Source organism: Catellatospora coxensis, from assembly GCF_016862635.1.
GTDB lineage: Bacteria > Actinomycetota > Actinomycetes > Mycobacteriales > Micromonosporaceae > Catellatospora > Catellatospora coxensis.
In genome coordinates this window covers 26,173-48,517 of the sequence record NZ_BONI01000066.1, presented here as the reverse complement: position 1 = coordinate 48,517, position 22,345 = coordinate 26,173, and the positions used below count along the sequence as shown (strand labels likewise).

The following is a 22,345-nucleotide window of genomic DNA, read 5'->3' as shown; positions in this document are numbered from 1 at the left end:
CGGCTCGGGTGTCCCGGTTCCGGGTCAGTTCACGAACTCCGTGGTCACGTTGGCGTCGACGAGGTCGCCGAAGCCGTACGCCCAGGCCTGGCCGACCGGGTCGCCGAGCTGGGCGCGCAGCCAGTAGGCGCTCCACCGGGCCGCGGTCTCCACGCTCTGTGCCTGGGCGAGGGTCTGCGGGGACAGGTCGGGCCGCGCGCCGGCCGGGTTCTGCGTGTCGGTGATGCCGTAGTGGTTGGCCCCGAGCAGGCTCACGTACAGCTTCGGCGGCGAGACGAGCACCTGGTAGGTGGCGTAGCCGTTCGCCGGGCTGCCGATGCCGTCGGCGTTCGCCTGGATCAGGGCGACCGGGACCGTGTTGGCCACCGGCGGGGTGGTGCCGGTGCCGGGCTGGGTGTTGTTGGCGCCGTACAGCGCGACCGCCTTCAGCTGCGGCGGAGCGGGCGACGGCACGGTGCAGAACGGCGGGGTGCACAGGCCGGTGGTCAGGTTGAGCGCGGCCGCGCCGCCGAACGAGTGCCCGAGCAGCAGCAGCCTGCCCGGGTCGAGCGCGCCCAGCAGCGGCGAGCCGGCGCGGGCGTTCTCGGCCTGGGCCCAGGTCACGGTCCAGCCGGCCTGCGCGCCGGTGGCGTAGAGGCCGGGCTGGCCGAACAGCACCTGGAAGTGGTTCGGCACGACGACCGCGAAGCCGTACGAGGCGACCTTGGCGGCGTAGCCGGAGTACTGCGCCTTGTCCACGTTGGCGCCCTGCAGCAGCAGCACCACCGGCCACGGGTCGTGCGGCGAGCCGGTGACCGGGTGGTAGACGTCGGCGGCGTCGCCGTTGACGGTGCTCGCGTACACGGCGACGGAGGAGTAGGCGGCGGAGGCGGGCGCGGGCACGGCCAGCGCCGCGGTCACCGCGGCGAGGGCGGCGGTGAGAGCGGCGACGGCGGCACGCCGTACACGATGGCTCGATGTTCTCAAGACGATGCTCCCGTTTCTGTAGGCGAAACAGTGTTTCGTATAGAGAGACATCTTGGGGGCTGTGGCAACGTACGTCAATGTGCTGCGGTCCGGTCCGTCGATGCGCAAAACGACTCAAAGCTGAAAGAGCGTTCGCGCAACGAGCTGCCGCCGCCGCATGATCGAGGGGGAACGTCGGTCGTTTCCGCAGGTAGCCGGGGATGAGGGGAGCGCTGCCGTGGGGATCGAGGAAAAGCTCGTCAACCTGTCGCGCCGGTTCGTGGCGCGCACCGTGCAGACCGCCGGACGCCTAGCCGGCTACCCGCGCTGGGAGATGGACGGCCGCCTGATGGGTGCCAAGATCGACGACGAGGCGGCCCGGGAGGCGGGCAAGGACCGGCTCAAGGCGCTGGAGGCGGTGAGCCGCTTCGCCGCGGAATGGCCCGGCCTGCTCGACACCCAGCGCATCCCGCCTGTCGTGAGCACCGGCCCGATGTCGCATTCCCGCCCGTCGCCGTCCGCCTCGGACATACCATGACCTGCGACAGTGCGTGAACAGACCGCCGCGCGAGGTCGGGGGAGCCCATGAGCACAGCCATCATGAACACGCTCACCGAGGACGAGACGATGCTCGTCCGCGAGACCGAGCGGGAGCGGCTCGCCGGCCTCGACGAAGACGGCCTGCTCGACCTGCACGACCGCATCCGGCGGGCGCGCAACAAGTACGTCAAGCTCTACCGCCGCCAGTCGGGCCTGCGCGTCGCCGAGTCCGGGGGCCGGGGCAAGGCCAACCCCAAGGGCACCCGCGACCGGCAGAAGGCCGAGGTGTTCGAGGACGCGCTCGCCAGGGTCAGCCGCGCCGTCGCGGTCGCCGCGAAAGCCAGCGCCCAGCAGCTCAAGGCCGAACGCCTGCAGCTGGCCAAGGAGAGCCGCAACACCACTCCGCCGCGGCCCTCCCGCCCGCCGGCGAAGGCCCGGCCGAGCAGCCAGGTCGCCGACCGGTCACCGGACTCGCCGGGCCTGCGCAAACGCCAGGCCTCGTCCCGGGCCGCCGGAGCCCGCCGCCAGGCCGGCCGCGACAGCCGCTGACCCGCTAGGCGGGGACGGGCTGGATCAGGGTGAGGCTGAGGTCGGCGAGGAACCGGGTGAGCGCGGCGCGCTGCCGCCACAGGGTGGTGAGCTGCTCGGTCTGCGGGGCGCCCAGGGTCTCGTACGGCAGCGAGGTGAGGGCGGCGCGGGCGGCCAGCCCCCCGACATAGCCGTAGGCGACCGCGTCGGGGTCGGCGTCGACGCCGTGGGCGCGCATTCCTTCGAGGTAGGCAGGCACGAGCACGTCGTGGATCGCCGGTAGCGCGGCGGCCGCCACGTGCCCGGCGTGGGCCAGGCCGACCAGCAGCTGGCCGAGGTCGAAGCCGATCGCGAGCGGGCACTGGAACGCGACGTCGATGGCCACGAACGTGCCCGGCTCCCCGCGCGGGGCCAGCAGGTTCTGCGGGCTGGCGTCGCCGTGCGCGAGCGCCTGCGGCAGCGCGTCGAGCCGGTCCATGATCTCGGGCAGGGCCGCGGCGATGCGGCGCAGGTCGTCGCGCAGCCGGGCGTCGACCGTGGACACGACCAGCGGGTGCGCCCAGATCCGGTCGTCCGCCAGGGCGGGGACCGAGCCGCGCATGACCCGGTTGCCGACCAGCATCCGCAGCGCCCAGCCCGGCTCACCCGCCCCGGCGAGCAGCTCCGGGGTGCTGCGCCGCGCGGCGAGCCCGCCGAGCGCCGTGGCGGCACGCCGGTAGTGGTCGAGGGTCCACTCGGCGTCGGCGATGGCGTCGACGTCCTCCATCCACAGCAGCAGCCGGTCGTCGTCCAGCTCGGTGATCCGGTACAGGAGGGGGACCCGCAGCCCGTCGGGCAGGTGCCCGGCGAACGGCGGCTCCCACATCGCCAGCTCCTGCCGCCAGGGCAGGTTGTCGACGAGCTCGGCCCGGAAGACCTCCGGCACCAGGTGCAGCAGCGGCCAGTGCCGGGCGTGGTGCACCAGCTTGACGAAGACGCTCCACGGGCGGCCGCCGCCGGTGCCGCGTACGCGGGCGAGGCCGCCGGTGGCGGGGGAACCGGACTGGTAGGCGATCGGCTCGACGCGCCAGGCGCCGGGCTCGATGTCCGTGCCGAGCACGAGCTTGGCGACCTCGGCCACTTCCGTTGCGGACAGTTCCATCACCGGCTCCGGGGATAGTAAGGCTACCTGACGACTTGGAGAGATAGTAAGGTAGCCTGATGAGTTCGGTCAACGGCGCTCACCCGCACGTGTTCGACCTGTTGGGACAGGCCCTCACCGCCGGCCGGCGGGGCATGGAGGCCGAGGTCGCCGACGAGCCGCACCACCTGCGCGGCTCCCACCTGCGCCTGCTGTCGATGACCCCCGCCGAGGGCCTGCGGCCCACCGAACTCGCCGCCCGCGTCGGCATGACCAAGCAGTCCCTCGGCGAGTTCGTCGCCACCATGCAGCAGGCCGGCTTCCTGCACGTCGACCCGGATCCCGCCGACCGGCGCGCCCGCATCGTCCGCCCCACGGCCAAGGGCCTGCGCCTGCAGGCGCGCATCCTGGAGATCCTCGCCGAGACCGAGCAGCGCTGGCGCGACGAGGTCGGCGCGAGCGACTGGGCGGTCTTCCACCGCGTGCTGCGCCACCTCGCCGCGGGAAAGGCGCCGGACGACGCCGCCCGATGACCGGGTGAACCAAGAAATGTCCGGAAAAGGCCGGAGGATGCGCGTGTCGCTTCCCTGCATCGACCGGCCGGATCGACATGCCTCGGAGAAACGGCCGCGCTCGCGCGGCTGTTTTTGATTGCGCCATCGGAACCGGCCTTCAGCTGGGCATACGCTGCCGGTTCGGTTCTTGCGCGCGCATCGTTTGTATCCAGTTCGGACGCTCAGGGACGGGCTTCCGACCGTTGGGACACTGGTGCCGGATTGCCTTCTCGTGCAACGATCCCTTCGCATTCCCCCTAGCGGCGCTCTCCTGTTCCGGACCGCTCTGCGGCTCCGTGCGCCGCCATCTCCGCTAAGGCCCTAGAAAGGTGTCCGGATGAGACCACCCAAGTGGCTACGAGCTGCGTTCGTGGGGGTCCTCGTCGTGCCGCTGACCGGCGCGACGTGGACAACTGCCGGAATGGCGGCCCCGCAGCCCTCGCCTTTCAAGGCGAACAAGGTGACCGCGACGTCGCACATCACGGCGGACAAGACCCCCAGCAGCCGGCTCGCGCAGACCGACCCGTCGCTGCTCGGCCGCACCGACACCGCCCTGGTGCCGGTGCTGGTGAAGCTCGACGTCGACGCCGTGGCGACCTACGCCGGCGGCATCGACGGCTACGCCGCGACCAGCCCGCGCGTCACCGGCAAGAAGCTGTCGGGCAACGCCGCGGAGAAGCGCTACGAGGGCTACCTCGCCCAGCGTGAGGACGCGTTCGTCAAGGCCCTCGGCAACGTCAAGGGCGCCAAGGCCGGGCAGCGGCTGCGCACCGTGTACGGCGGCGTCGCGGCGGTCGTGCCCGCCAACAAGATCGCCGACGTGCTGAAGATCCCCGGTGTGTCCGCGGTGCAGAAGGACGAGCTGCGCCAGACGCTCACCGACGCCAGCGCCCCGTTCATCGGCGCGACCTCGCTCTACCCCGGCCTGGGCGGCACCGCCAACGCGGGCAAGGGCATCATCATCGGTGTCATCGACACCGGTGCGTGGCCGGAGCACCCGTCCTTCGCCGACCAGGGCAACCTGGGCGCTCCGCCGGCCAAGGCCGACGGCACGCCGCGTACCTGCAACTTCGGCGACAACCCGCTGACCCCCGCCACGGACGTGTTCGTCTGCAACAACAAGCTCATCGGCGGCGGCAAGTTCCTCGACACCTACGACGCGCAGACCGGTGACGACCTGTACCCGTCGGCGCGCGACAGCGGCGGCCACGGCACGCACACCGCGTCCACCGCGGCGGGCAACAAGCTCACCTCGGCGACGGTGTTCGGCGTCGAGCGCGGACCTCTGAACGGCGTCGCCCCGGGTGCGTGGGTGTCGGTGTACAAGGCCCTCGGCCCGCAGGGCGGCTACAGCTCCGACCTGGCCGCCGCCGCGCAGCAGGCGATCCTCGACGGCGTATCGGTGATCAACTACTCGATCTCCGGTGGCAGCAACCCGTTCACCGACCCGGTGGAGCTCACCTTCCTCGACGCGTACGCGGCCGGTGTCTTCGTGTCGGCCTCGGCCGGCAACTCCGGTCCGGGCTCGGCGACCACCGACCACGTGTCCCCGTGGGTCACCACGGTCGCGGCGTCGACCCAGGTCCGCGAGTTCGTGTCCACGCTGACCCTCAAGTCGGGTGCGGACACCCTGGTGCTGCACGGCGCGTCGATCACCGCCGGTGTCGCCGAGCTGCCCGTGGTGCTGTCGTCGTCGTACGGCGACCCGCTGTGCACGACCGCCGCCCCGGCGTCGGTCGCCGGCAAGATCGTGGCCTGCCAGCGTGGCGGCAACGCCCGCGTGGAGAAGGGCTACAACGTCAAGGCGGGCGGCGCGGCAGGCATGATCCTGTTCAACCCCGCCCTGGCCGACATCGAGACCGACAACCACTACCTGCCGACGGTGCACCTGGCCGACGGCGCGCAGTTCAACGCGTTCGTGGCGGCGCACCCCGCCGGCGTGACCGCGTCCTTCACCGCCGGCCAGAAGCAGAACGGCCAGGCCGACGTGATGGCGGCGTTCTCGTCGCGCGGCCCGGGCGGGCTGGGCATCAAGCCCGACATCACCGCCCCGGGCGTGCAGATCCTGGCGGGCAACACGCCCACCCCCGACGCCGTCGAGGGCGGCCCGGCGGGCGAGTACTTCCAGGCCATCGCCGGCACGTCCATGTCCGCCCCGCACATCGCGGGCGCGGCCGTGCTGCTCAAGGCCGCGCACCCCACGTGGACGCCCGGCCAGATCAAGTCCGCCATGATGACCACGGCGAAGACGTCGGTCGTCAAGGAGGACACGGTCACCCCGGCCGACCCGTTCGACCACGGTGCGGGCCGCCTGGACCTGACGAAGGCGTCCAACCCGGGCATCACCTTCGACGAGACCGCCGAGCGGATGTTCGCGCTGGGCAACGACCCGCTCGCGGCGGTGCACCTGAACCTGCCGTCGATCAACGTGCCGACCCTGCCGGGCCGGCTGTCCACGTTCCGCACCGCGACCAACGTGAGCAACAAGGCCCAGAGCTACAAGGTCACCGCGACGGCCCCGGCCGGTAGCAAGATCACTGTGGCGCCGGCGACGTTCACGCTGAACCCGGGCAAGTCCGTGAAGCTGAAGGTCACCATCGAGTCGAGCGCGCCCACCGGGCAGTACTTCGGCCAGATCGACCTCGACGCGACCCGGGCCGGCATGCCGACCCTGCACCTGCCGGTGGCCTTCGTGCCGCAGCAGGGCAACGTCAGCCTGGCCAGCACCTGCGCCGCGGGCACCATCCCGCTGTCGGGCAACACCACCTGCACGGTGACCGCGACGAACAACGCGTTCGCCGACGCCGACGTCGACCTCAAGACGATGCTCAACGGCAAGCTCAAGGCCACCGGCGCGACCGGCGCGACCGTGAGCACCCCGTGGCTGGTCACCAAGAACGACGTCACGCTCGCCGGCGCCAAGCCGGGCGTTCCGTCGATCGCCCCTGGTGCGGGACCGGCGGGTTACCTCCCGCTGGCGGCGTTCGGCATCGCGCCGGACCCGCTCGGTGACGAGTCCATCATCAACTACAACGTGCCGCCGTACGTGTACAACGGCATCACGTACACCAGCATCGGTGTCCTCTCCAACGGCTACGCCGTCGTCGGCGGCGCGACCAGCGAGGACAACAACTGCTGCAACCTGACCCAGATCCCGGACCCGGCCCGCCCGAACAACGTGCTGGCCCCGTTCTGGAGCGACCTCGACGGCACCAACGACGAGGGCGCGCGGGTGGCGACGCTGACCGACGGCGTCAGCACCTGGCTGGTCATCGAGTGGCAGGTGGACGTGTGGGGCACCAACTCCAACCGCCACTTCCAGATCTGGATCGGCGTCAACGGCACCCAGGACATCTCGTACGCGTACGACGCGGCCGCGCTGCCCGCCGACCCGGGTGGTCAGGCGTACATCGTGGGCGCGGAGAGCGCGGACGGCACCGGCGGCGAGCAGCTCCCGGTCGGCACCCTGCCGACCGAGGACCTGGTCGTCACCAGCACCGACCCGGCTCCGGGCGGCACGGTGTCCTACACGATCAACGTCCGCGGCATCCAGACCGGTTTCGGCGCTCTCACCACCGAGATGACCGCCTCGACCGTGCCCGGTGTCACCGTGGTCAACTCCGCGGTCATCGTGCAGCGGCCCGGCACCGCCGGTCTGCAGCCCTGACCGGAGTGAACTGAAGCCGGGGTGCGCGAACCTGCGCACCCCGGCTTTTCCGTGGGCGGGTCAGGCCGGCACGGTCCCGCGCTGCCAGGGCGGCGGCACGCGTACCCACGCCATGCCCGCCGCGGTCGCCGCGGCGACGCCCAGGTCGGTGTCCTCGAACACCACGCAGTGCTCCGGCGCGACCCCTAGCCCCGCGGCGGCCAGCAGGAACGCCTCCGGGTCCGGCTTGGCCCGGGTGTAGTCCTCCGCGCACACCATCAGGTCGAACCGGTCCAGCAGGCCCAGCCTGTCCAGCGACGCGCTGACCGACGCGCGGGCGCCCCCGGAGACGACCGCGAACGGGACCCGCCCGTGGGCGTGCTCGATGTGCGCGAGCACCTCCGGCACCGCGGTCAGCTGCGGCAGCAGCCGCTGGTACAGGTCCTCGCGGCGCTCGTCGACCTCGGCCACCGGCATCGCCAGGCCGCGAGTGGCGTTCAGGCCGGCGATGATGTCGGGCACCGTACGGCCGCCCCACGCGTAGAACAGGTCCTCCGGGAAGTCGCAGCCCCACTCACCGACCGCCTGCGACCAGGCGCGGTAGTGCAACGGCATCGAGTCGGCGACGGTGCCGTCGCAGTCGAACAGGTAGGCCCGGAACTCCCCGGGCGGCAGCGGCAGCATCACTCGCAGCAGGCTACCCGCGGGTCAGGGCGGCCCGGATCATCCGGGCCGCCCTGACCGTTTTTGAGCGGGTGCCTTCAGCAGTCCTGGATCAGGCCGAGCACGTTGCCGTCGGGATCGGTGAACGTGGCCACGAGGCGGCCGCCGCCGACGTCCTGCGCGGGCTGCCGCACGGTCGCGCCCGCGGCGGTCACCTCGGCGAGCTTCGCCTCGATGTCCGGCACGTGCCAGTAGGTGACCGGCGCGGTCAGGCCCTGCGGCCCGTCGGCGGGCACCAGGCCGATCTGCTGGCCTGCGGCGTCGAAGCCGACGTAGTAGGCGGAGTCGGTCTGCGGCGCCACCCCGAGCAGGGCGCTGTACACGGCCTTGGCGGCGGCGAGGTCGGACACGGGGTGCAGCACGGTCTTGGCGCCAAGGGTGGACGAGGCGGTCATGGTCACTCCTGTGGGTCGTGGGCCGTCGCGGCCCGTTCAGCAGGCTGTCTGCCGGGGAACTGCCTAAAGCTTGTCGTTTCCGAGGTGCGCGGACATCCGTGGCGGCCACGGAACCGGCCACGGAACGCCGGTGCGGACCGCCTACGACTGCTGCGCGCCGACGGCGACGAGCGGGCCGCCCTGCGACACGGTCCGGGCCGGGGCGGGTGCGGCGGCCGTGCCCGCCCCGCGCCGGCCGAACCGCAGCGCGGCCGCGACGGACAGGCCCAGCGCGATCGTGAGCAGCGCGGAGATCAGCAGCGTGTTGCGGCCGCCGATCGCCGTGACGACCGGCCCGCCCAGCAACGTGCCCAGGCCGGTGGCCGGGGTCGTCAGCGCGGACCGGGCGGCGAGCACGCGGCTGAGCACCTGCGGCGGGGTGCCGCGCTGGAACAGTGCGGTGGAGATGGCGGTGAACGGGCCGTAGATCAACCCACCGGCCGCGAACCCGACCAGGCCGGGCACGACGGCGTCGGTCAACCCGAGCGGCAGCAGCGCGGCACCCCAGCCGACGATGACGGCGACCACGACCTGCCAGGGCGGGAGGTGGCGCAGCAGCACCGCCCCGAGCGAGCCGAGCGTCGCGCCGATCCCGAACGCGGTCCAGTACAGGCCCAGCAGGCCGGGTGAGCCGTGCAGGCCGTGCGCGACGTGCACCGGCAGGGCGACCTCGACCGGGCCGTACAGGAAGAAGAACACGCAGGTGACGGCGAGCAGCCCGAGCAGGCGCGGCCGGTCGAGGATGGCCCGCCAGCCGCTGCTCGCCGGGGCGTCCGGCGAGTCCGCGGCGGTGGTGGCGGTGGCCGTCTGCCGCGCGGCGAGCGCCCACGCGGCGGCCGCGAGCACGGCGAAACTCGCCGCGTCGACGCCGATCACCCAGCCCGGCCCGGTCAGCGCGGTCAGCCCGCCGGCCAGCGCCGGGCCGGCCACGAACGCCGACTGCGCGAACGTCGACAGCAGCGCGTTCCCGGTGACCTGGTCGTCCTCCGGCAGCAGCTCCGCCACCAGCGTGTACACCCCGGCGCTGCCCCAGGCGTGCAGCAGCGACGACACCGCCAGCAGCGCGACGAAGACCGCCGGCTCCAGCAGACCGGTCACCGCGAGCACCGCGACCGTGCCCAGCGTGACCGCGCGCACCGAGGCGTCCGCCGCGACCAGCTGCGCGGCCCGCAGCCGGCGCATCAGCGGGGCGAGCAGGGCCGCGCCGACCGGGGCCGGCAGCGCGTATGCCGCGACCGCCAGCCCGGTCCACACACCGGCCTGACCGTCCGGCGCGATCTGCACCGCGAGCCACGCCACCGCGACCATGCTCATGCCGTCGCCGAGGGCCGAGACCAGCTGCGCGGGCAGGATCCAGCGCAGCGCCGGGCGCCTGCCGAGCTGGCCGACGGAGCCGATCCAGGACCGCGCGCCGTTTCGCAGTTGCTTCATGTCGTGCTCCGGTTCCGAGGTCCGATGCGCCTGATCTGAGCCTCGCCGCGACACGTCGCCGGGGCATCGGTGCCGACCACGGAAAGCACCGCGGAATCACGGCACGTAGCGGTGCGCCAGAATGGGGCCCATGACGGCGACGACGGTGGACATCTCGGCCCGGGAATCCGAAGTGCTGGCGCTGCTGGGGGAACACCTCAGCAACGCCGAGATCGGGGCGCGGCTGTTCATCTCGGTGCGGACCGTCGAGAGCCACGTGTCCTCGCTGCTGCGCAAGGTCGACGCCCCGGACCGCCGGGCACTGGCCCAGCGCGCGTCCGAGCTGACCCGCGCCGACCACGCCCAGCCGGCGCCGGTGCTGCCGACCCCGCTGACCTCGTTCGTCGGCCGTACGCAGGAACGCGCCGAGCTGGCAGGCCTGCTCAAGACGCACCGGCAGGTGACCGCGCTCGGTCCCGGCGGCGTCGGCAAGACCCGGCTCGCGCTGGCCACGGCCGCCGAGACGGCCGGCGACTTCGCCGACGGCGTGTGGTTCGTCGACCTGGTCCCGGTCACCGACCCCGGCGCGTGCGTCGTCGCGGGCTCGGTCGCCGCCGCCCTCGGCCTCGGCGAGCAGCCCGGCCGCGCCATGGACGAGTCGGTGTACGCCGCGCTCGCCGACCGGCAGGCCCTGCTGGTGCTCGACAACTGCGAACACGTCCGCGACGGCGTCGCGCCGTTCCTGGAGCGGCTGCTCGCGACCTGCCCCCGGCTGACCGTGCTGACCACCAGCCGGGCCCGGCTGATGGTGCCGTTCGAGCGGGTGTACCAGGTCCCGCCGATGTCGCTGGCCGGCGACGGCGAATCCGACGCGGTCGCGCTGTTCCTCGACCGGGTCAGCGAGCTGCGCTGGCCGCCGGACACCGTGCTGCGCGAGCACATCGCCGCGGTCTGCGAACGGCTCGACGGGGTGGCGCTGGCGATCGAGCTGGCCGCCGCCCGGTGGCCCACGCTCGGGCTCGACGGCCTCACCGCGGGCCTGTCCGACCAGCTGCGGCTGCTGTCCGGCGGCTCCCGGACCGACGAGCGGCACCGCTCCGTGCGGGCGGCCCTGGACTGGAGCCACGCCCTGCTCGACCCGGCCGACCAGGCGCTGCTGCGCCGCATGGCGGTGTTCGTCGCCCCGTTCACCGTCGACGCGGCGGCGCGGGTGGCCGGCCTGGAGTCGCCGGTCGTCGCCGACGGGCTGGCCCGGCTGGCCGAGCAGAGCCTGCTCGCGGTGACCGCGACGGCGCACCGCACCGAGTACCGGGCGCTGGAGACCATCCGCCAGTACGGCATCGAGCGGCTCGCCGACGCCGGTGAACTCGACGACGCCCGCGCCCGGCACCTGCGCTGGTGCCTGGCCCAGGCCGCCGACATGACCGGGGCACGCACCGACCTGCGCGCCCGGTTCGACGCCACCGCCGACGACCTGCGCGCCGCGCTGGCCTGGGCCGCCGACCGGCCGGAGCAGCGTACGGACATGCACCACCTGGCCCGGCACATGGCCGAGCTGAGCTTCACCCGCACCTACGTCGGCGAGTCGCAGATGCGCTACGAGCAGGCCGCCGCCCTCACCGACGACCCGGCCACGGCCGCGGAACTGCTGCGCACCGCCGCGGCCGTGGCCGGCTGCCGCATGCGCGGCGAGGACATGTACCGCCTGCACCGCGCCGCCGCCGAGGCGGCCCGCCAGGCCGGGGACACCGCGGGGGCCGCCCGCGACCTGGCCACCGCCGCGACCAACGCGCACCGCTTCTGGAGCAAGTTCGAGCAGCTCCCGCCGCATGAGGAGACCATCGCCCTCGTCGCCCAGGCCGGGGAACTGGCCGGCGGCGACCCGGCCGCCCGGGCCGCCGTGGCGCTGGCCGAGGCCGGGGTGCTCGCCGACGCGTTCGGCGCGGCCCAGGGCCCGGCCGACAACGCGGTGGACGACACGACCGCGCGCACCGAACTGGCCGTCGACCTCGCCGCCCGCACCGGCGACCCGCTCGCCGAGTCCGCCGCGCTCGACGCGCTCACCGGCGCGCAGAGCTGGGCCGGCGACGCGTTCGCCGCCGCGGCCACGGCCCGGCGCAGGGTCTCCCTGCTGTCGCCGCTACCCGAGACCCCCGCCGCGACCCACGAACTGCTCGACGCCCTCGGCATGGCCACCGAGGCCGCCCTCGGCGCGGGCGACCTGCCGGCTGCGCGGCGCTGGGGGCGGCGGCTGGCCGAGCACCCGCTGCTGGCCGAGGTCGGCCACCGGGCCACGAGCTGGCTGCTGGTCGTGGACGCGCTCGCGGGCGACGTCGACGAGGTGCTCGCGGTCGGCGAACGCTTCCTGGAGGCCTGGCAGCGGGCGGGCAGCCCGGCCCGGTCCGTGCTCGGCCCCGCCGTCGCGGCCGTCGCGATGGTCCACGGGCTGCGCGACGACCCCGAGGCCCGGCGCGACTGGACCGCGATCCTGCGGCAGCTCGGCACCCCGCCCGAGCACACCTACGGCTACGGGGCGGTCTTCGACGCGCTCGGCCTGCTCCACGAGGGCCAGCCCGACCTGGCGTTGCGGCGCATGGCCCCCGAGCCCGCCGACGTGTGGAAGTGGGTCACCTGGATCTGGCACCACTGGTACGTGGCCCTGCGCGCCGAGGCCGCGGTGCTCGCCGGAAGCGCGGACGCGGCAGACCGGGTGGCCGCGGCGCGGACAGCCGTGGCCGGCAACCCGGTCGCCGACGCGATCGTGGCACGGGCGCAGGCGCTGCTCGACGGCGACCGGGAGCGGCTGCTCGCCACCGTGGACGCCTTCGACGCCGCCGGCTGCCGCTACCAGTCGGCCCGGACCCTGGTGCTGGCCGGGGGAAGTGACGCCGCCCGGGGCACGGCCGCCGTCGCCGCACTCGGCCTGGCCCCGATGGCTCCCGCCCCGCGCCTGACGCAGCGGTGACCGGCCACGGCCGGGATGCGCCTGGACCGGGGAAGGCGGTCGCCGCGCGCGAGGACGCGCGGCGTGCCCGGTAGGTGAGTCGGATTCAACTGGTGACGCGGCCCTCGGGTGTGTCCACCACGAAGCACTCCGTGTGAAGGATCTCCAGGAGGCTGGACCTGGCCAGCGAGAACGCCTCGGACGTCAGGTCGAGGCGCACCCGGTAGTCGCGCGGGAAGCCCAGCCGCGCCGCAGCGCTTCGGCCCAGCTCCAGGGTCAGTACGCTGCCGATGAGCGTCCACGAGCTCACCGCCCCGGTCGCCACCTCGCCGGCGCTGTTGATCACCTCGTCCGTATCGCCCCATCCGCCGTCGTAGCGCCGACGGATCATCACGACGTGCACCCCGCCGGCGGACAGGATCAGCGTGGACGCGTCGTCGGTCTCCCGGACGTCGGCCCGGTCGGCGCGAGGCATGCTGTCCACGCTCGCGACCGTAACAACCAGCCGGACGGACCTGCGCAGGCATCACGTCGGCCGCGGCACGCGTATGGTGGCGCCGTGCTCTTGAGCAGTGAACTCGACACGACGTCCCTCACCCTCGCCTCGACCCGCCCCGAGCTGCGGCAGTTCGCCACTCGCGTTCTCGGGCGCCGCTCGCGGTGGAACGGTTGGCTCGGCCTGCTCGTTCTCTACGCGGTCACGGCAGCCGCCGTCGCGACCCTCGTTTTCGTCGTCTTGACCCTGGTCGCGCTGGGGACGGAGACGTCGCCCTTGCGGGACCGTGTCCTGCTGCTGTCGGCCGGTACCGCGGCCTGCCTCGTCGCCGGCGCGTTCAGCTTGGTCGCCCACGTCAAGAAGGGCGACCGGGAGGAACTCTTCCGGCTGCACCGGTTCGCGGCCGCCAACGGGTTCGACTTCACTCCCGAGGTCAAGGAACCCGACCTGCCCGGGCTCATCTTCCAGCACGGCACGCTGCGCCGCTCCTCGGCCCGGCTGCGCCGCTCGGGGGCTCGTCCGCTGGAGGTCGCGAACCACCACGCCTGGATTCCGCGGGGGCGGGCGGGGGAGCCGCTCAGCTGGTCCTACTTCGCCCTCACGCTCGGCCGGCCGATGCCGCACGTCGTGCTCGCCGCCCGCGCCCACGAACGGCGGCTGCCCGCGCCGCGCCTTGCCGCGAACGCCAGGCGCACGCCGTTGCGCGGCCCGTTCGAGGAGGAATTCCAGCTCGTCTGCGCGCCCGAGGCGGAAGCCTGGGCCCGCTCGCTGTTCACGCCGGAGATCGTCGGCCGGCTCACCGGCCCCGGGAAGACCGCTTTCGACGTGGAGGTCGTCGAGAGCCGCCTCTTCGTCTACTCCCACCTGCGGTCGCTGTCCTGCTGCGACCCGCGGACGTGGCAGTGGATGAGCGAGACCGCGGACGCGCTCTACGCGCGGCTGGAGAACCTGGACGACACCACGACCATGTCCGATGCCGCCGGCGCCGGGAGCGTGGCAGCAGGGGAGCCGATCGGTCTCGCGCCGCCGTACGTGCCGCTGCGCCGCCCATTCCCGGTCACGGCCGTCGTCGCGCTGCTCGCCCTGGCCGGCGTCTGGGCCGTCGGCCTCGCCGCCTGACGTCGAGGCGCCGCCGCGGTGGATGCAGACATTCGGCAAGCGGAGCAGGCGTACGCCATGACCCGGGCCCGGGTGCTGCGCGACCTGCTGGAGAGCGGGCGGGACCACGACACATCACGGCTGGAAGAGGTCGCCGTCGAGCTCGGCCTGCCGCTGGCCGATGTGCTCGTGGTCGCCGGCCGTCCGGTCCCGGGGAGTCTGCTGCCGCCGGAGCGGGACGGCGAGGTCATGCGAGAGTTCGGCTACCGGGTGACGTTCTGCGGCCATCCGCAGCTCGCCGCCCTGGGCGAATTCCTGTCGAGCATGCCGGACGAGGGCGCGGCGCCCGAGTCCCGCCCGGCCCGCGACCCGGCCGATCCGAAGCCGTTCGCGGCCGTGCTGGACGGTCTCCTGCGCAACCGCGGCCTGGGCCTGCGGGAGTTGCCGTTCGTCGGACTGGCGCTACCCACCATCAGGCGCATGCTGGGCGGCGGAGGCCAATCGCTGCCCGCGCTGCAGCAGGTCGCCGGGCCGCTGGGCTGGCGCCTGGAGGACCTGGCCATGCTCGCCGGTGAACCGATGCGGCCTCTGGAGCACGGCCCCCTGCTCTGCCGTCACGTCGGGGCGGTGTTCGTGGCCGCCGTGCCGCGTACGACGCGCCAGCTGGCGCTCGCCGCCCGCGAGGCCGACCGGTTGAGCGCCCGCGAGGACCAGGGCTGGTGGCAGCCGGTCTCCTACGGCGTCGACGACTGCCCCGACGCCTGTCCGTGACGGGTGACCGGACCTGCGGCACCGGGGTCGCGGACCGGTCGGCGTGACTAGCCCGCGAACTCGACGCCGGTGAGCTTGACCTCGCGGTATGCGGCGAGCCGTTCGGCCTGCTCGGTGACCGCCTGCCGGACCCGCGCGGGCATCGTGCCCCACGGCTCGACGGCGACCGTGAACTTCTTGCCCGACTTGCGCGGACGCCAGACGCCGACCAGCTCGCCGCCGGACAGCACCGCACCCGGGCGGCCCAGCACGGGCCACAGCTGCTTGGCGCGGGCCGCGTCGGCGACCAGGGTGGACCGGTCCTTGGCCTGCAAGAACAGGTCGTACGGGCCGAGCAGCCGGGTCACGTCAGCGGAGGCCGAGGCCAGGGCGGGCTCGTCGGCGGCCAGCAGCCAGCGGCGCTCGCCGTCGACGGTCACCTCGATCACGTCGTCGGGCCAGTGCGCCTGCACGTCCTTGACCGGCGCGTCGAGGTAGTCGGCGACGTGTTTCGGGGTGGCCGGGCCGAGCAGCCGCAGGTACGCCCGTACGACGTCGAACTGCTCGCTCGGCGCGGCCGCCTTGCGGAATCCGGTGATGCGCCGCAGGACCGGGGGAGAGGTGCCGGACTCCAGTTCCAGGCCAGCGCGCAGCGCGGCCAGCCGGAACGGCATCTCGTACAGGTGGATGGCGTCGCAGGGGCGGCAGAAGCGCAGGTACGGCTCCGGCAGGACCTGCGCGACGGCTCCCGACACGTCGCCCTTGACCGTCGGCCTGGTCACGACCTCGCGCATCCGGGCGGCGACCTCGTCCAGCGCGGCCAGGTTGGCGATGCCGGCGGCCTTGAGCGGCTTGGCCGCGTCGTAGATGCGCTTGCCCGCGTCGGCGTCGGAGAACGGCTCGACCGCCGCCGCGATCCGGCCCACATCGGCCCGGCGGTACAGGTGCGGCGCGCCCCGGACCGTCCACAGCATGACCGTGTCCTGGTCGGACAGTGCGGCCACGTCGACCCCGCGGACCGCCAGCGCCCAGGCCGCGCCGTCGGGCCCGGTGTCCTGCACGCCGAGGTCGAGCACGGCGGTGCCGGCGAGCGTGCCCGCCGCCCGGTCGAGCTGCTGGGCGCGGATCCGGAAGTTCAGCACCTGTTGCCGATCGATCATCGGTCAAGCGTATCCACCTGGCCCGACAGCCACCGGAACCCGTGCCGTCGGCAACGCCTCCGCGGACCGGCGGCGTCCTTTCGGCTTCGCCGGATCGGCCGGTCCGCCGGGTCGGCTCGGCGGTGCGACCGGTCGGAATCATGACCCGGAAATGGCTGAACCGGCCCTGCCGCGAGGCTTGCCCCAGACGTTAGGTTCGCGCAGACCTTACTCAGTCGGGAGTTCGCGGATGCGCGTGTCGGTAAAGCACATTGGCGTGGCACTGGCGACCCTGCTGGTGGTGGTCGCGACGCCGGCCGTCACCGCGGCCGCCGACGTCACGCACACCGCCTGGACCTGGGGCGGCAACGGGCTGGGGCAGCTCGGCAACGGCACCACCACGGCCCGCCGCACCCCCGGCACCGTGCCCGGGCTCACCGACATCGTGCAGATCGCGGGCGGCCGTGACCACGTCGTCGCGCTCGACGCCGGCGGTCGCGTGTGGACCTGGGGCGGCAACGCGTTCGGGCAGCTCGGCACGGGCAACACGACGACCCGGCTGTCACCGGTGATGCTGCCCGGCCTGACCGGCATCGTCGAGGTGGCCTCGGGGCACGACCACTCGCTGGCGCGCACCGCGTCCGGGTCGGTCTACGCGTGGGGCCTGAACACGACCGGGCAGATCGGCGACGGTTCGACCACCAACCGCACCTCACCGGTCGCGGTCACCGGCCTCACCGACGCCGTGTCGCTGGCCGCCGGGCGGGACATGAGCTACGCGATCCGGGCCAACGGGCAGGCGTACGGCTGGGGCCAGAACACCAACGGCGAGCTGGGCGACGGCACGACCACCCGGCGGACCTCGCCGGTACGGGTCGGCACGCTCACCAACGTGCAGAAGCTCGCGGGCGGGCGCGACCACGGGCTGGCCCGGCTGGCCGACGGTTCGCTGTGGGCGTGGGGCTGGAACGCGTACGGCCAGGTCGGCGACGGCACGCTGATCAACCGGACCACGCCCGTGCAGATCTTCGCGTCCGGCATCGCCGACGTGATCGCGGGCGCGCACCACTCGTACGCGCTGCGCGCCGACGGCCAGGTGCTGTCCTGGGGCCGCAACTACCGCAACGAGCTGGGCGACGGGACGAGCACCAACCGCACCCGGCCGGTGTCGGTGACCGGGGTTGCCTCCGCGGTGTCGATCGCGTCGGGCCGCGACCACGGCATCGCCGCGATGGCCGACGGCTCCGTGAAGACGTGGGGCTACAACGCCGACGGGCAGCTCGGCGACGGGACCACGACGAGCCGTCCCACCGCGATCACGGTGCCGGGCATCTCCGGCGTCACCGTGGCCGGGGGCGGCGGCCAGGCGTACTCGGTCGTGCTGGTTCCCGACGGCGGCAACCCGCCGGCCAACCAGGACCCGGTCGCGGCGTTCAGCTCCTCGTGCACCCTGCTGGCCTGCACGTTCGACGGCTCCGGTTCGGACGACCCGGACGGCGACGTCACCGGGTACGCGTGGACGTTCGGCGACGGCGGCACGGCCACCGGGCCGAGCCCGTCGCACACGTACGCCGCTGCGGGCAGCTACCCGGTGACCCTGACCGTCACCGACGACGACGGCGCCACCGACTCCCTCACCCGGACCGTCACCGCGACGACCCCGCCGACCGGCGGCACCGTCGCCTACCGGGCCGCCACCGGCGTCGACGCGAACGTCATCCGGCCCGCCGTCACCGTGCCCGCCGCGGTGCAGCCGGGTGACACGCTGCTGCTGTTCGTGTCCGCCAACCGGGGCGCGACGGCCACCACCCCGGCCGGCTGGACGCTGCTGAGCACGAAGACCGACGGCGCCGACATGGTGTCGTGGCTGTTCACCCGCACCGCGGTCGCCGGCACTGCGGGCTCGTCGGTGAGCACCACGTTCGACGCGATCACCAAGGCGAGCCTGGTCGTCATGGCGTACTCGGGCGCGGGTCCGGTCACCGCCGCCGCGTTCGAGGACACCGCGAGCAAGACCACCCACCCGACGGCGGCGGTCAGCGTGACCGCGGCCGGGTCGACGGTGGTGAGCTACTGGGTGCAGAAGGTCAGCGAGACCGCGAGCTGGGCGATGCCCGGCACGGTCACCGCCCGCACCACGACCACGGGCAGCGGCGGCGGCCGGCTCGTGGCGGTGGCGGCCGACACCGGCGGTGTGGCGGCCGGCCCGTGGCCCGCGGTGACGGCGACGAGCACGGTCGCCTCGGCCCGCGCCATCGGCTGGACCGTGGTCCTGCCGCCCGCGTGACCGGGCGCAGTCGGGCCCTACCCGTCCGGCCGGTGCCGCGCGGGTAGGGTCATGCGCCATGACGGCAGAGGCGTACGACCTTCAGGTCGGCGGTGAGGTGACCGGTCGCGGCCGTGACGAGATCTCGGCAGGGTGGGCCGGTCCCCGGGGTCCCGGAATAGACCTGCGGACCTGGCCGCGTTCGCCCCGCACCGGCCAGCCGATGATGCACTGCTTCACGCTGTGGCTGCCCGAGCAGTACCGCCGTCGCGGGCCGGACCTGCACGCCGTCTCCGTGTTCCAGTGGAACGACGAGCTCTACTTCAAGGACCCGCTGCCCGGGTTGGCGCAGCCGGTGCGGCATCCGCAGCTGCAGCTCGCCGACGACGGCGTCGACCACCTGTTCGCGATGGTCTGGCTCACCCACGACGAGCTGAACGGGGACCGGACCGACCGGCCCGCGGCCGCCGCGGATCTCGCCGACGGCGAGCGCGACATCGCGGCCGTCATGCAGCGGTACGGCCGGTTCGGCGGGCTGTGGCTGCTGCCGCGCGAGGACCCGAACGCGGGCGTGGCACCCGTGGCGTACCCGGGCGACGGCGACGCCTACGTCGACGTGCCGGACCTGTACGACCGCTTCCACGACGAGCACCTCGGCGGCACCGCCATGTCCGCCAACGGCATCCGCGACGGCGTCTCCCCCTGGTACCTCGAGGTCAACCGGCTGGGCGGCCTGTCCCACGGCGGCGACGAGGACCTCGCGCTCGACCTCGAAGGCGAGTTCCTCGGCGGCCTGAGCAGCCACGTACGGATCGCCGGAACCGCCTAGGAGCGGTTCCAGCGCAGCGACAGGCCCACGCCCGTGCCGGCCAGCAGCGCTCCGGCGAGCACGAACCAGACCGTCATCTCGACGTCGCGCTTCTGCACGACGATCGTGCCCGGCAGGTCGGTGAGCACGTCCACGAGCTGCTCGGCGTCCTGCGCCCGGAAGTACTCCCCGCCGGTCAGCTCGGCGACCTCGCCGAGGGTGTCCTCGTCGATCAGCTGCGCCCGCCGGCCGCCTCCGCCGCCGCGCCACTCCGGCCGCGCGCCGGAGCCCGCGGTCATCTGGTCGGGGCTGCAGATCAGCGGCGCGGGATCGGTGGTGCCGAAACCGATGGTGTACACCCGCAGCCCGCGCGCCTTGGCCTCCTGCGCCGCGGTCACCGGGTCGACGCCCTGGGTGTTCGCGCCGTCGGTCAGCACCACGATCGTGTCGGCGACGTACGAGCCGGGGGCGGGGGCGTCCGGTGAGCCGAGCTCGACCCCGGTCGGCGGGACCGCCGGGTTGATCTCGGCGATCGCGTCGATGGAGGTGAGGATGGCCTGCCCGATGGCGGTGCCGCGGGAGGTGCGCAGGTTGTCGATCGCGGTGAGCAGCGCCTGCTTGTCGTCGGTCGGCTCGACCAGCAGCCCGGAGATGCCGGAGAAGGCGACCAGCCCGATCCGCGTCCCGTCGTCCTGGGCCAGCACGAACTCCCGCGCCGCGTCGCGGGCCGCGGCCAGCCGGTTCGGCGGCACGTCGGTGGAGCACATCGACTGCGAGACGTCCATCGCCAGCAGGATCGACGTGGAGTCCTGCGGCACGGCCAGCGACGCCTGCGGCCGGGCGACGGCCAGCCCGAGCGCGAGCAGCCCCAGCGCGAACAGCGCCGCCGGGAAACGCCGCTGCCAGCGCGAGCGGCCGGGCAGCGCGGCCCGGATCAGGGCGATGCTGGACACCCGCACGGCCACCTTGCGCCGGCGGCGGTTCAGCCACCAGCGCGCGACCAGCAGCAGCGGGACCACGATCAGGGCGGCCAGCGCCCACGGCCAGGCGAGCGACATCAGACGATCCTTCCGTACCAGCGGATCATCAGCAGTCCGCCGAGGGTCAGCAGCAGCAGCGCGGATCCCGCGAACAGCGCGGTGAGCTCGATGTGCTCGGGCTCGGTGGTGATCCGCAGGTCGATGGACCGGTGGATGTCGTCGAGCGCGGCCGCGTCACGGGCCGGGTGGTACGTGCCGCCGGTGACCGCCGCCAGCTCGGTGAGCAGCTGCTCGTCCAGCGCGGTGGCGACCTGGAAGCCCTCGACCTCGACGGTCGCGCCCTCGGGGGTGCCGATGCCGACGGTCTCGATGCGCACCCCGGCCGCGCCGGCCAGCGCGGCGGCCGCCTGCGCCTGCTCGGGGCTCTCGGTCTCCTGGCCGTCGGAGAACACGACGATCGTCGCCGAGCCCCAGTAGCCGAGGTCGGGCGGGGCGGCGTCCTCCTCGGCCGGCAGCTCGACCGGCTTGCCGACGACGGCCGACAGGGCGGTCAGGATCGCCTGCCGCAGCGACGTGCTGCCGCTGGTGGACAGGCGGGTGATGGCGTTCTTCACCGCGGCCCGGTCGGGGGTCGGGGTCTGCGTCAGCAGGCCGCCCTGACCGAAGATGACCACGCCGATGTCCACGGTGGACGGCTGCGCGTCGACGAAACCCTGCGCGGCGGCCTGCGCGGCGGCGAGCCGGGACGGGGCGACGTCGGTGGCGGCCATGCTGTTCGACACGTCGAACACCAGCATGACCGTGCCCGACACCCGGGGCACGGGCAGCTCCGCGTGCGGGCGGGCCAGGCCGACCAGCAGCATCGGCAGCGCGGCCAGGAACAGCACGTACGGCAGGTGCCGGCGAATCGCGCCACGGCCGCCCGCGGCGGTCAGGCCGAGCCCCGCGCCGCGCAGCACGGCCGTGCGCCGCCGCTGCAGCCGCAGGTACGCCAGCACCGCGGCGCCGGTGCCGACCACGGCCAGGGCGATCAGGAACGGGTACTGCACGGTCATCGGGTTCTCCGCCTCGTCCGGCGCACCATGTCGACCAGGGCGTCGACGAGGTCGGTGTCGGTGGTGACGCGATGGGCCACGACCCCGGCCCGGTTCATCGTGCCCGCCAGCCCGTCCTCCCGGGCCTGCACCTCGGCCTCCAGACGGCGGCGCAGCAGCGGGTCGCCGCTGTCGACGAGCAGCTGCTCGCCGGTCTCGGCGTCCTCGACGAAGATCATGCCGAGGTCGGGCAGGTCGAGTTCGGCCGGATCGACGATGCGTACGGCGACGACCTCGTGCCGGTGCGACAGCAGCGCCAGCGCCCGCTCCCAGCCGGGGTCGCCGATGAAGTCCGACAGCACCAGCACCAGGCTGCGCCGCCGGGCCGTGGCCGCGGCCAGCCGCAGCATCGCCGACAGGTCGGTGGTGGCCCCGGCGTCGGTGCGCGGCGCGGGCGCGTCCAGCTCGTGGGCCAGCCGCAGCACCTGGTCGCGGCCGGTGCGCGGCGGGATCACCCGCTGGTGCCGGTTGTCGAACAGGATGGCGCCGACCCGGTTGCCGCGGTAGGTCAGCAGCCGGGCCAGGCACACCGCCAGCTCGTTGAGCGTCGCGTCCTTGCCGTGGCGGCCGGCGCCGCGCATCGACGCGGACCGGTCCAGCACCAGCCACGCGGTCAGGTCGCGGTCCTCGGTGTACTGGCGCACGAACGGCTCGTCCATGCGCGCGGTGACGTTCCAGTCGATGTGCCGGACGTCGTCCTCGGGCGTGTACGCGCGCACGTCGCTGAAGTCGAGCCCGGCCCCGCGCCACACCGTACGGTGCCCGCCCTGCAACCGCCCGTCGAGGCGGCGCAGCACCTGCCACTCCAGCCGACGCAGCAACCGGTCGGATGCTTGAGTCATGCCTTCTCCTCGCTGCGCTCGTCGGCGG

Annotated in this window: 19 protein-coding genes; 9 read left to right on the top strand and 10 right to left on the bottom strand. The window is 73.7% G+C overall.

From position 1 onward, the window contains the following. Positions 1 to 24 precede the first annotated feature (24 nt). Positions 25 to 966: an alpha/beta hydrolase gene (locus Cco03nite_RS30965; protein ID WP_203696591.1), complete on the bottom strand. Its 942-nt coding sequence runs from the start codon at positions 964 to 966 to the stop codon at positions 25 to 27. A gap of 217 nt (positions 967 to 1,183) precedes the next feature. On the opposite strand from Cco03nite_RS30965, the gene Cco03nite_RS30960 reads away from it, so the two are divergent. Continuing rightward, the gene (locus Cco03nite_RS30960) at positions 1,184 to 1,483 is read left to right on the top strand and encodes a hypothetical protein (RefSeq protein WP_203696589.1); all 300 of its coding nucleotides are present in this window, start codon (positions 1,184 to 1,186) and stop codon (positions 1,481 to 1,483) included. 47 nt (positions 1,484 to 1,530) lie between these two features. After that, positions 1,531 to 2,034 carry a hypothetical protein gene (locus tag Cco03nite_RS30955; protein WP_203696587.1) on the top strand — a complete coding sequence of 168 codons (504 nt, stop codon included), beginning with the start codon at positions 1,531 to 1,533 and terminating at the stop codon, positions 2,032 to 2,034. 4 nt (positions 2,035 to 2,038) lie between these two features. Here the strand turns inward: Cco03nite_RS30955 and Cco03nite_RS30950 are convergent, their stop codons facing one another. Next, a complete protein-coding gene (locus Cco03nite_RS30950) occupies positions 2,039 to 3,154 on the bottom strand; it encodes a hypothetical protein (RefSeq protein ID WP_203696585.1) in 1,116 nt (371 codons plus the stop codon). Between the two features lie 59 nt (positions 3,155 to 3,213). On the opposite strand from Cco03nite_RS30950, the gene Cco03nite_RS30945 reads away from it, so the two are divergent. Together Cco03nite_RS30945 and Cco03nite_RS30940 are read left to right on the top strand one after the other, a co-directional pair. After that, on the top strand, positions 3,214 to 3,666 hold the full coding sequence (locus Cco03nite_RS30945) for a MarR family winged helix-turn-helix transcriptional regulator (RefSeq protein WP_203696583.1): 453 nt from the start codon (positions 3,214 to 3,216) through the stop codon (positions 3,664 to 3,666). Between the two features lie 358 nt (positions 3,667 to 4,024). After that, positions 4,025 to 7,354, top strand: a complete 3,330-nt coding sequence (locus Cco03nite_RS30940; protein WP_203696575.1) for a S8 family serine peptidase — start codon at positions 4,025 to 4,027, stop codon at positions 7,352 to 7,354. Positions 7,355 to 7,414: 60 nt separating this feature from the next. On the opposite strand, the gene Cco03nite_RS30935 is transcribed toward Cco03nite_RS30940, so the two are convergent. The 3 genes from Cco03nite_RS30935 to Cco03nite_RS30925 form a co-directional block, all read right to left on the bottom strand. Continuing rightward, on the bottom strand, positions 7,415 to 8,017 hold the full coding sequence (locus Cco03nite_RS30935; RefSeq protein WP_308440671.1) for an HAD family hydrolase: 603 nt from the start codon (positions 8,015 to 8,017) through the stop codon (positions 7,415 to 7,417). A 77-nt stretch (positions 8,018 to 8,094) separates the two neighbouring features. After that, a complete protein-coding gene (locus Cco03nite_RS30930; RefSeq protein WP_203696571.1) occupies positions 8,095 to 8,451 on the bottom strand; it encodes a VOC family protein in 357 nt (118 codons plus the stop codon). Positions 8,452 to 8,592: 141 nt separating this feature from the next. Continuing rightward, positions 8,593 to 9,921 carry an MFS transporter gene (locus Cco03nite_RS30925; protein WP_203696560.1) on the bottom strand — a complete coding sequence of 443 codons (1,329 nt, stop codon included), beginning with the start codon at positions 9,919 to 9,921 and terminating at the stop codon, positions 8,593 to 8,595. A gap of 130 nt (positions 9,922 to 10,051) precedes the next feature. Here Cco03nite_RS30925 and Cco03nite_RS30920 point away from each other — a divergent pair, with 130 nt between their 5' ends. Beyond that, positions 10,052 to 12,865, top strand: a complete 2,814-nt coding sequence (locus Cco03nite_RS30920) for an ATP-binding protein (RefSeq protein WP_203696558.1) — start codon at positions 10,052 to 10,054, stop codon at positions 12,863 to 12,865. Between the two features lie 85 nt (positions 12,866 to 12,950). Here the strand turns inward: Cco03nite_RS30920 and Cco03nite_RS30915 are convergent, their stop codons facing one another. Next, entirely contained in the window at positions 12,951 to 13,319 is a 369-nt protein-coding gene (locus Cco03nite_RS30915; RefSeq protein ID WP_239167799.1) for a hypothetical protein, read from the bottom strand. A gap of 84 nt (positions 13,320 to 13,403) precedes the next feature. Here Cco03nite_RS30915 and Cco03nite_RS30910 point away from each other — a divergent pair, with 84 nt between their 5' ends. Together Cco03nite_RS30910 and Cco03nite_RS30905 are read left to right on the top strand one after the other, a co-directional pair. Beyond that, positions 13,404 to 14,459: a hypothetical protein gene (locus tag Cco03nite_RS30910; RefSeq protein ID WP_203696554.1), complete on the top strand. Its 1,056-nt coding sequence runs from the start codon at positions 13,404 to 13,406 to the stop codon at positions 14,457 to 14,459. Between the two features lie 18 nt (positions 14,460 to 14,477). Then, positions 14,478 to 15,209, top strand: coding sequence for a hypothetical protein (locus tag Cco03nite_RS30905; RefSeq protein WP_203696547.1), 732 nt, complete (start codon positions 14,478 to 14,480; stop codon positions 15,207 to 15,209). A 47-nt stretch (positions 15,210 to 15,256) separates the two neighbouring features. On the opposite strand, the gene Cco03nite_RS30900 is transcribed toward Cco03nite_RS30905, so the two are convergent. After that, the gene (locus Cco03nite_RS30900; protein ID WP_203696545.1) at positions 15,257 to 16,348 is read right to left on the bottom strand and encodes a winged helix DNA-binding domain-containing protein; all 1,092 of its coding nucleotides are present in this window, start codon (positions 16,346 to 16,348) and stop codon (positions 15,257 to 15,259) included. Between the two features lie 256 nt (positions 16,349 to 16,604). On the opposite strand from Cco03nite_RS30900, the gene Cco03nite_RS30895 reads away from it, so the two are divergent. Both Cco03nite_RS30895 and Cco03nite_RS30890 read left to right on the top strand, forming a co-directional pair. Then, positions 16,605 to 18,614 carry an RCC1 domain-containing protein gene (locus tag Cco03nite_RS30895; RefSeq protein ID WP_203696543.1) on the top strand — a complete coding sequence of 670 codons (2,010 nt, stop codon included), beginning with the start codon at positions 16,605 to 16,607 and terminating at the stop codon, positions 18,612 to 18,614. 58 nt (positions 18,615 to 18,672) lie between these two features. Then, positions 18,673 to 19,422 (top strand): hypothetical protein, encoded by a 750-nt coding sequence (locus Cco03nite_RS30890; protein WP_203696541.1) that lies wholly within the window; start codon positions 18,673 to 18,675, stop codon positions 19,420 to 19,422. On the opposite strand, the gene Cco03nite_RS30885 is transcribed toward Cco03nite_RS30890, so the two are convergent. From Cco03nite_RS30885 to Cco03nite_RS30875, 3 genes are read right to left on the bottom strand one after another with little or no spacing between them, the layout of a single operon-like run. Beyond that, positions 19,419 to 20,459 carry a VWA domain-containing protein gene (locus tag Cco03nite_RS30885; protein ID WP_203696539.1) on the bottom strand — a complete coding sequence of 347 codons (1,041 nt, stop codon included), beginning with the start codon at positions 20,457 to 20,459 and terminating at the stop codon, positions 19,419 to 19,421. The two genes, Cco03nite_RS30890 and Cco03nite_RS30885, sit on opposite strands and share 4 nt — an antisense overlap. Then, a complete protein-coding gene (locus tag Cco03nite_RS30880; RefSeq protein WP_203696538.1) occupies positions 20,459 to 21,436 on the bottom strand; it encodes a VWA domain-containing protein in 978 nt (325 codons plus the stop codon). Before Cco03nite_RS30880 ends, Cco03nite_RS30885 begins: the two co-directional genes overlap by 1 nt. Further along, the gene (locus Cco03nite_RS30875) at positions 21,433 to 22,317 is read right to left on the bottom strand and encodes a DUF58 domain-containing protein (RefSeq protein WP_203696536.1); all 885 of its coding nucleotides are present in this window, start codon (positions 22,315 to 22,317) and stop codon (positions 21,433 to 21,435) included. Before Cco03nite_RS30875 ends, Cco03nite_RS30880 begins: the two co-directional genes overlap by 4 nt. Positions 22,318 to 22,345: the final 28 nt, after the last annotated feature.

Coding starts and splice junctions, on each gene's coding strand:
- Cco03nite_RS30890 (WP_203696541.1), top strand. CDS start 18,673: ATGACGGCAGAGGCGTACGACCTTCAGGTCGGCGGTGAGGTGACCGGT.
- Cco03nite_RS30935 (WP_308440671.1), bottom strand. CDS start 8,017: ATGCTGCCGCTGCCGCCCGGGGAGTTCCGGGCCTACCTGTTCGACTGC.
- Cco03nite_RS30940 (WP_203696575.1), top strand. CDS start 4,025: ATGAGACCACCCAAGTGGCTACGAGCTGCGTTCGTGGGGGTCCTCGTC.
- Cco03nite_RS30930 (WP_203696571.1), bottom strand. CDS start 8,451: ATGACCGCCTCGTCCACCCTTGGCGCCAAGACCGTGCTGCACCCCGTG.
- Cco03nite_RS30875 (WP_203696536.1), bottom strand. CDS start 22,317: ATGACTCAAGCATCCGACCGGTTGCTGCGTCGGCTGGAGTGGCAGGTG.
- Cco03nite_RS30915 (WP_239167799.1), bottom strand. CDS start 13,319: ATGCCTCGCGCCGACCGGGCCGACGTCCGGGAGACCGACGACGCGTCC.
- Cco03nite_RS30950 (WP_203696585.1), bottom strand. CDS start 3,154: ATGGAACTGTCCGCAACGGAAGTGGCCGAGGTCGCCAAGCTCGTGCTC.
- Cco03nite_RS30945 (WP_203696583.1), top strand. CDS start 3,214: ATGAGTTCGGTCAACGGCGCTCACCCGCACGTGTTCGACCTGTTGGGA.
- Cco03nite_RS30900 (WP_203696545.1), bottom strand. CDS start 16,348: ATGATCGATCGGCAACAGGTGCTGAACTTCCGGATCCGCGCCCAGCAG.
- Cco03nite_RS30880 (WP_203696538.1), bottom strand. CDS start 21,436: ATGACCGTGCAGTACCCGTTCCTGATCGCCCTGGCCGTGGTCGGCACC.
- Cco03nite_RS30925 (WP_203696560.1), bottom strand. CDS start 9,921: ATGAAGCAACTGCGAAACGGCGCGCGGTCCTGGATCGGCTCCGTCGGC.
- Cco03nite_RS30920 (WP_203696558.1), top strand. CDS start 10,052: ATGACGGCGACGACGGTGGACATCTCGGCCCGGGAATCCGAAGTGCTG.
- Cco03nite_RS30955 (WP_203696587.1), top strand. CDS start 1,531: ATGAGCACAGCCATCATGAACACGCTCACCGAGGACGAGACGATGCTC.
- Cco03nite_RS30885 (WP_203696539.1), bottom strand. CDS start 20,459: ATGTCGCTCGCCTGGCCGTGGGCGCTGGCCGCCCTGATCGTGGTCCCG.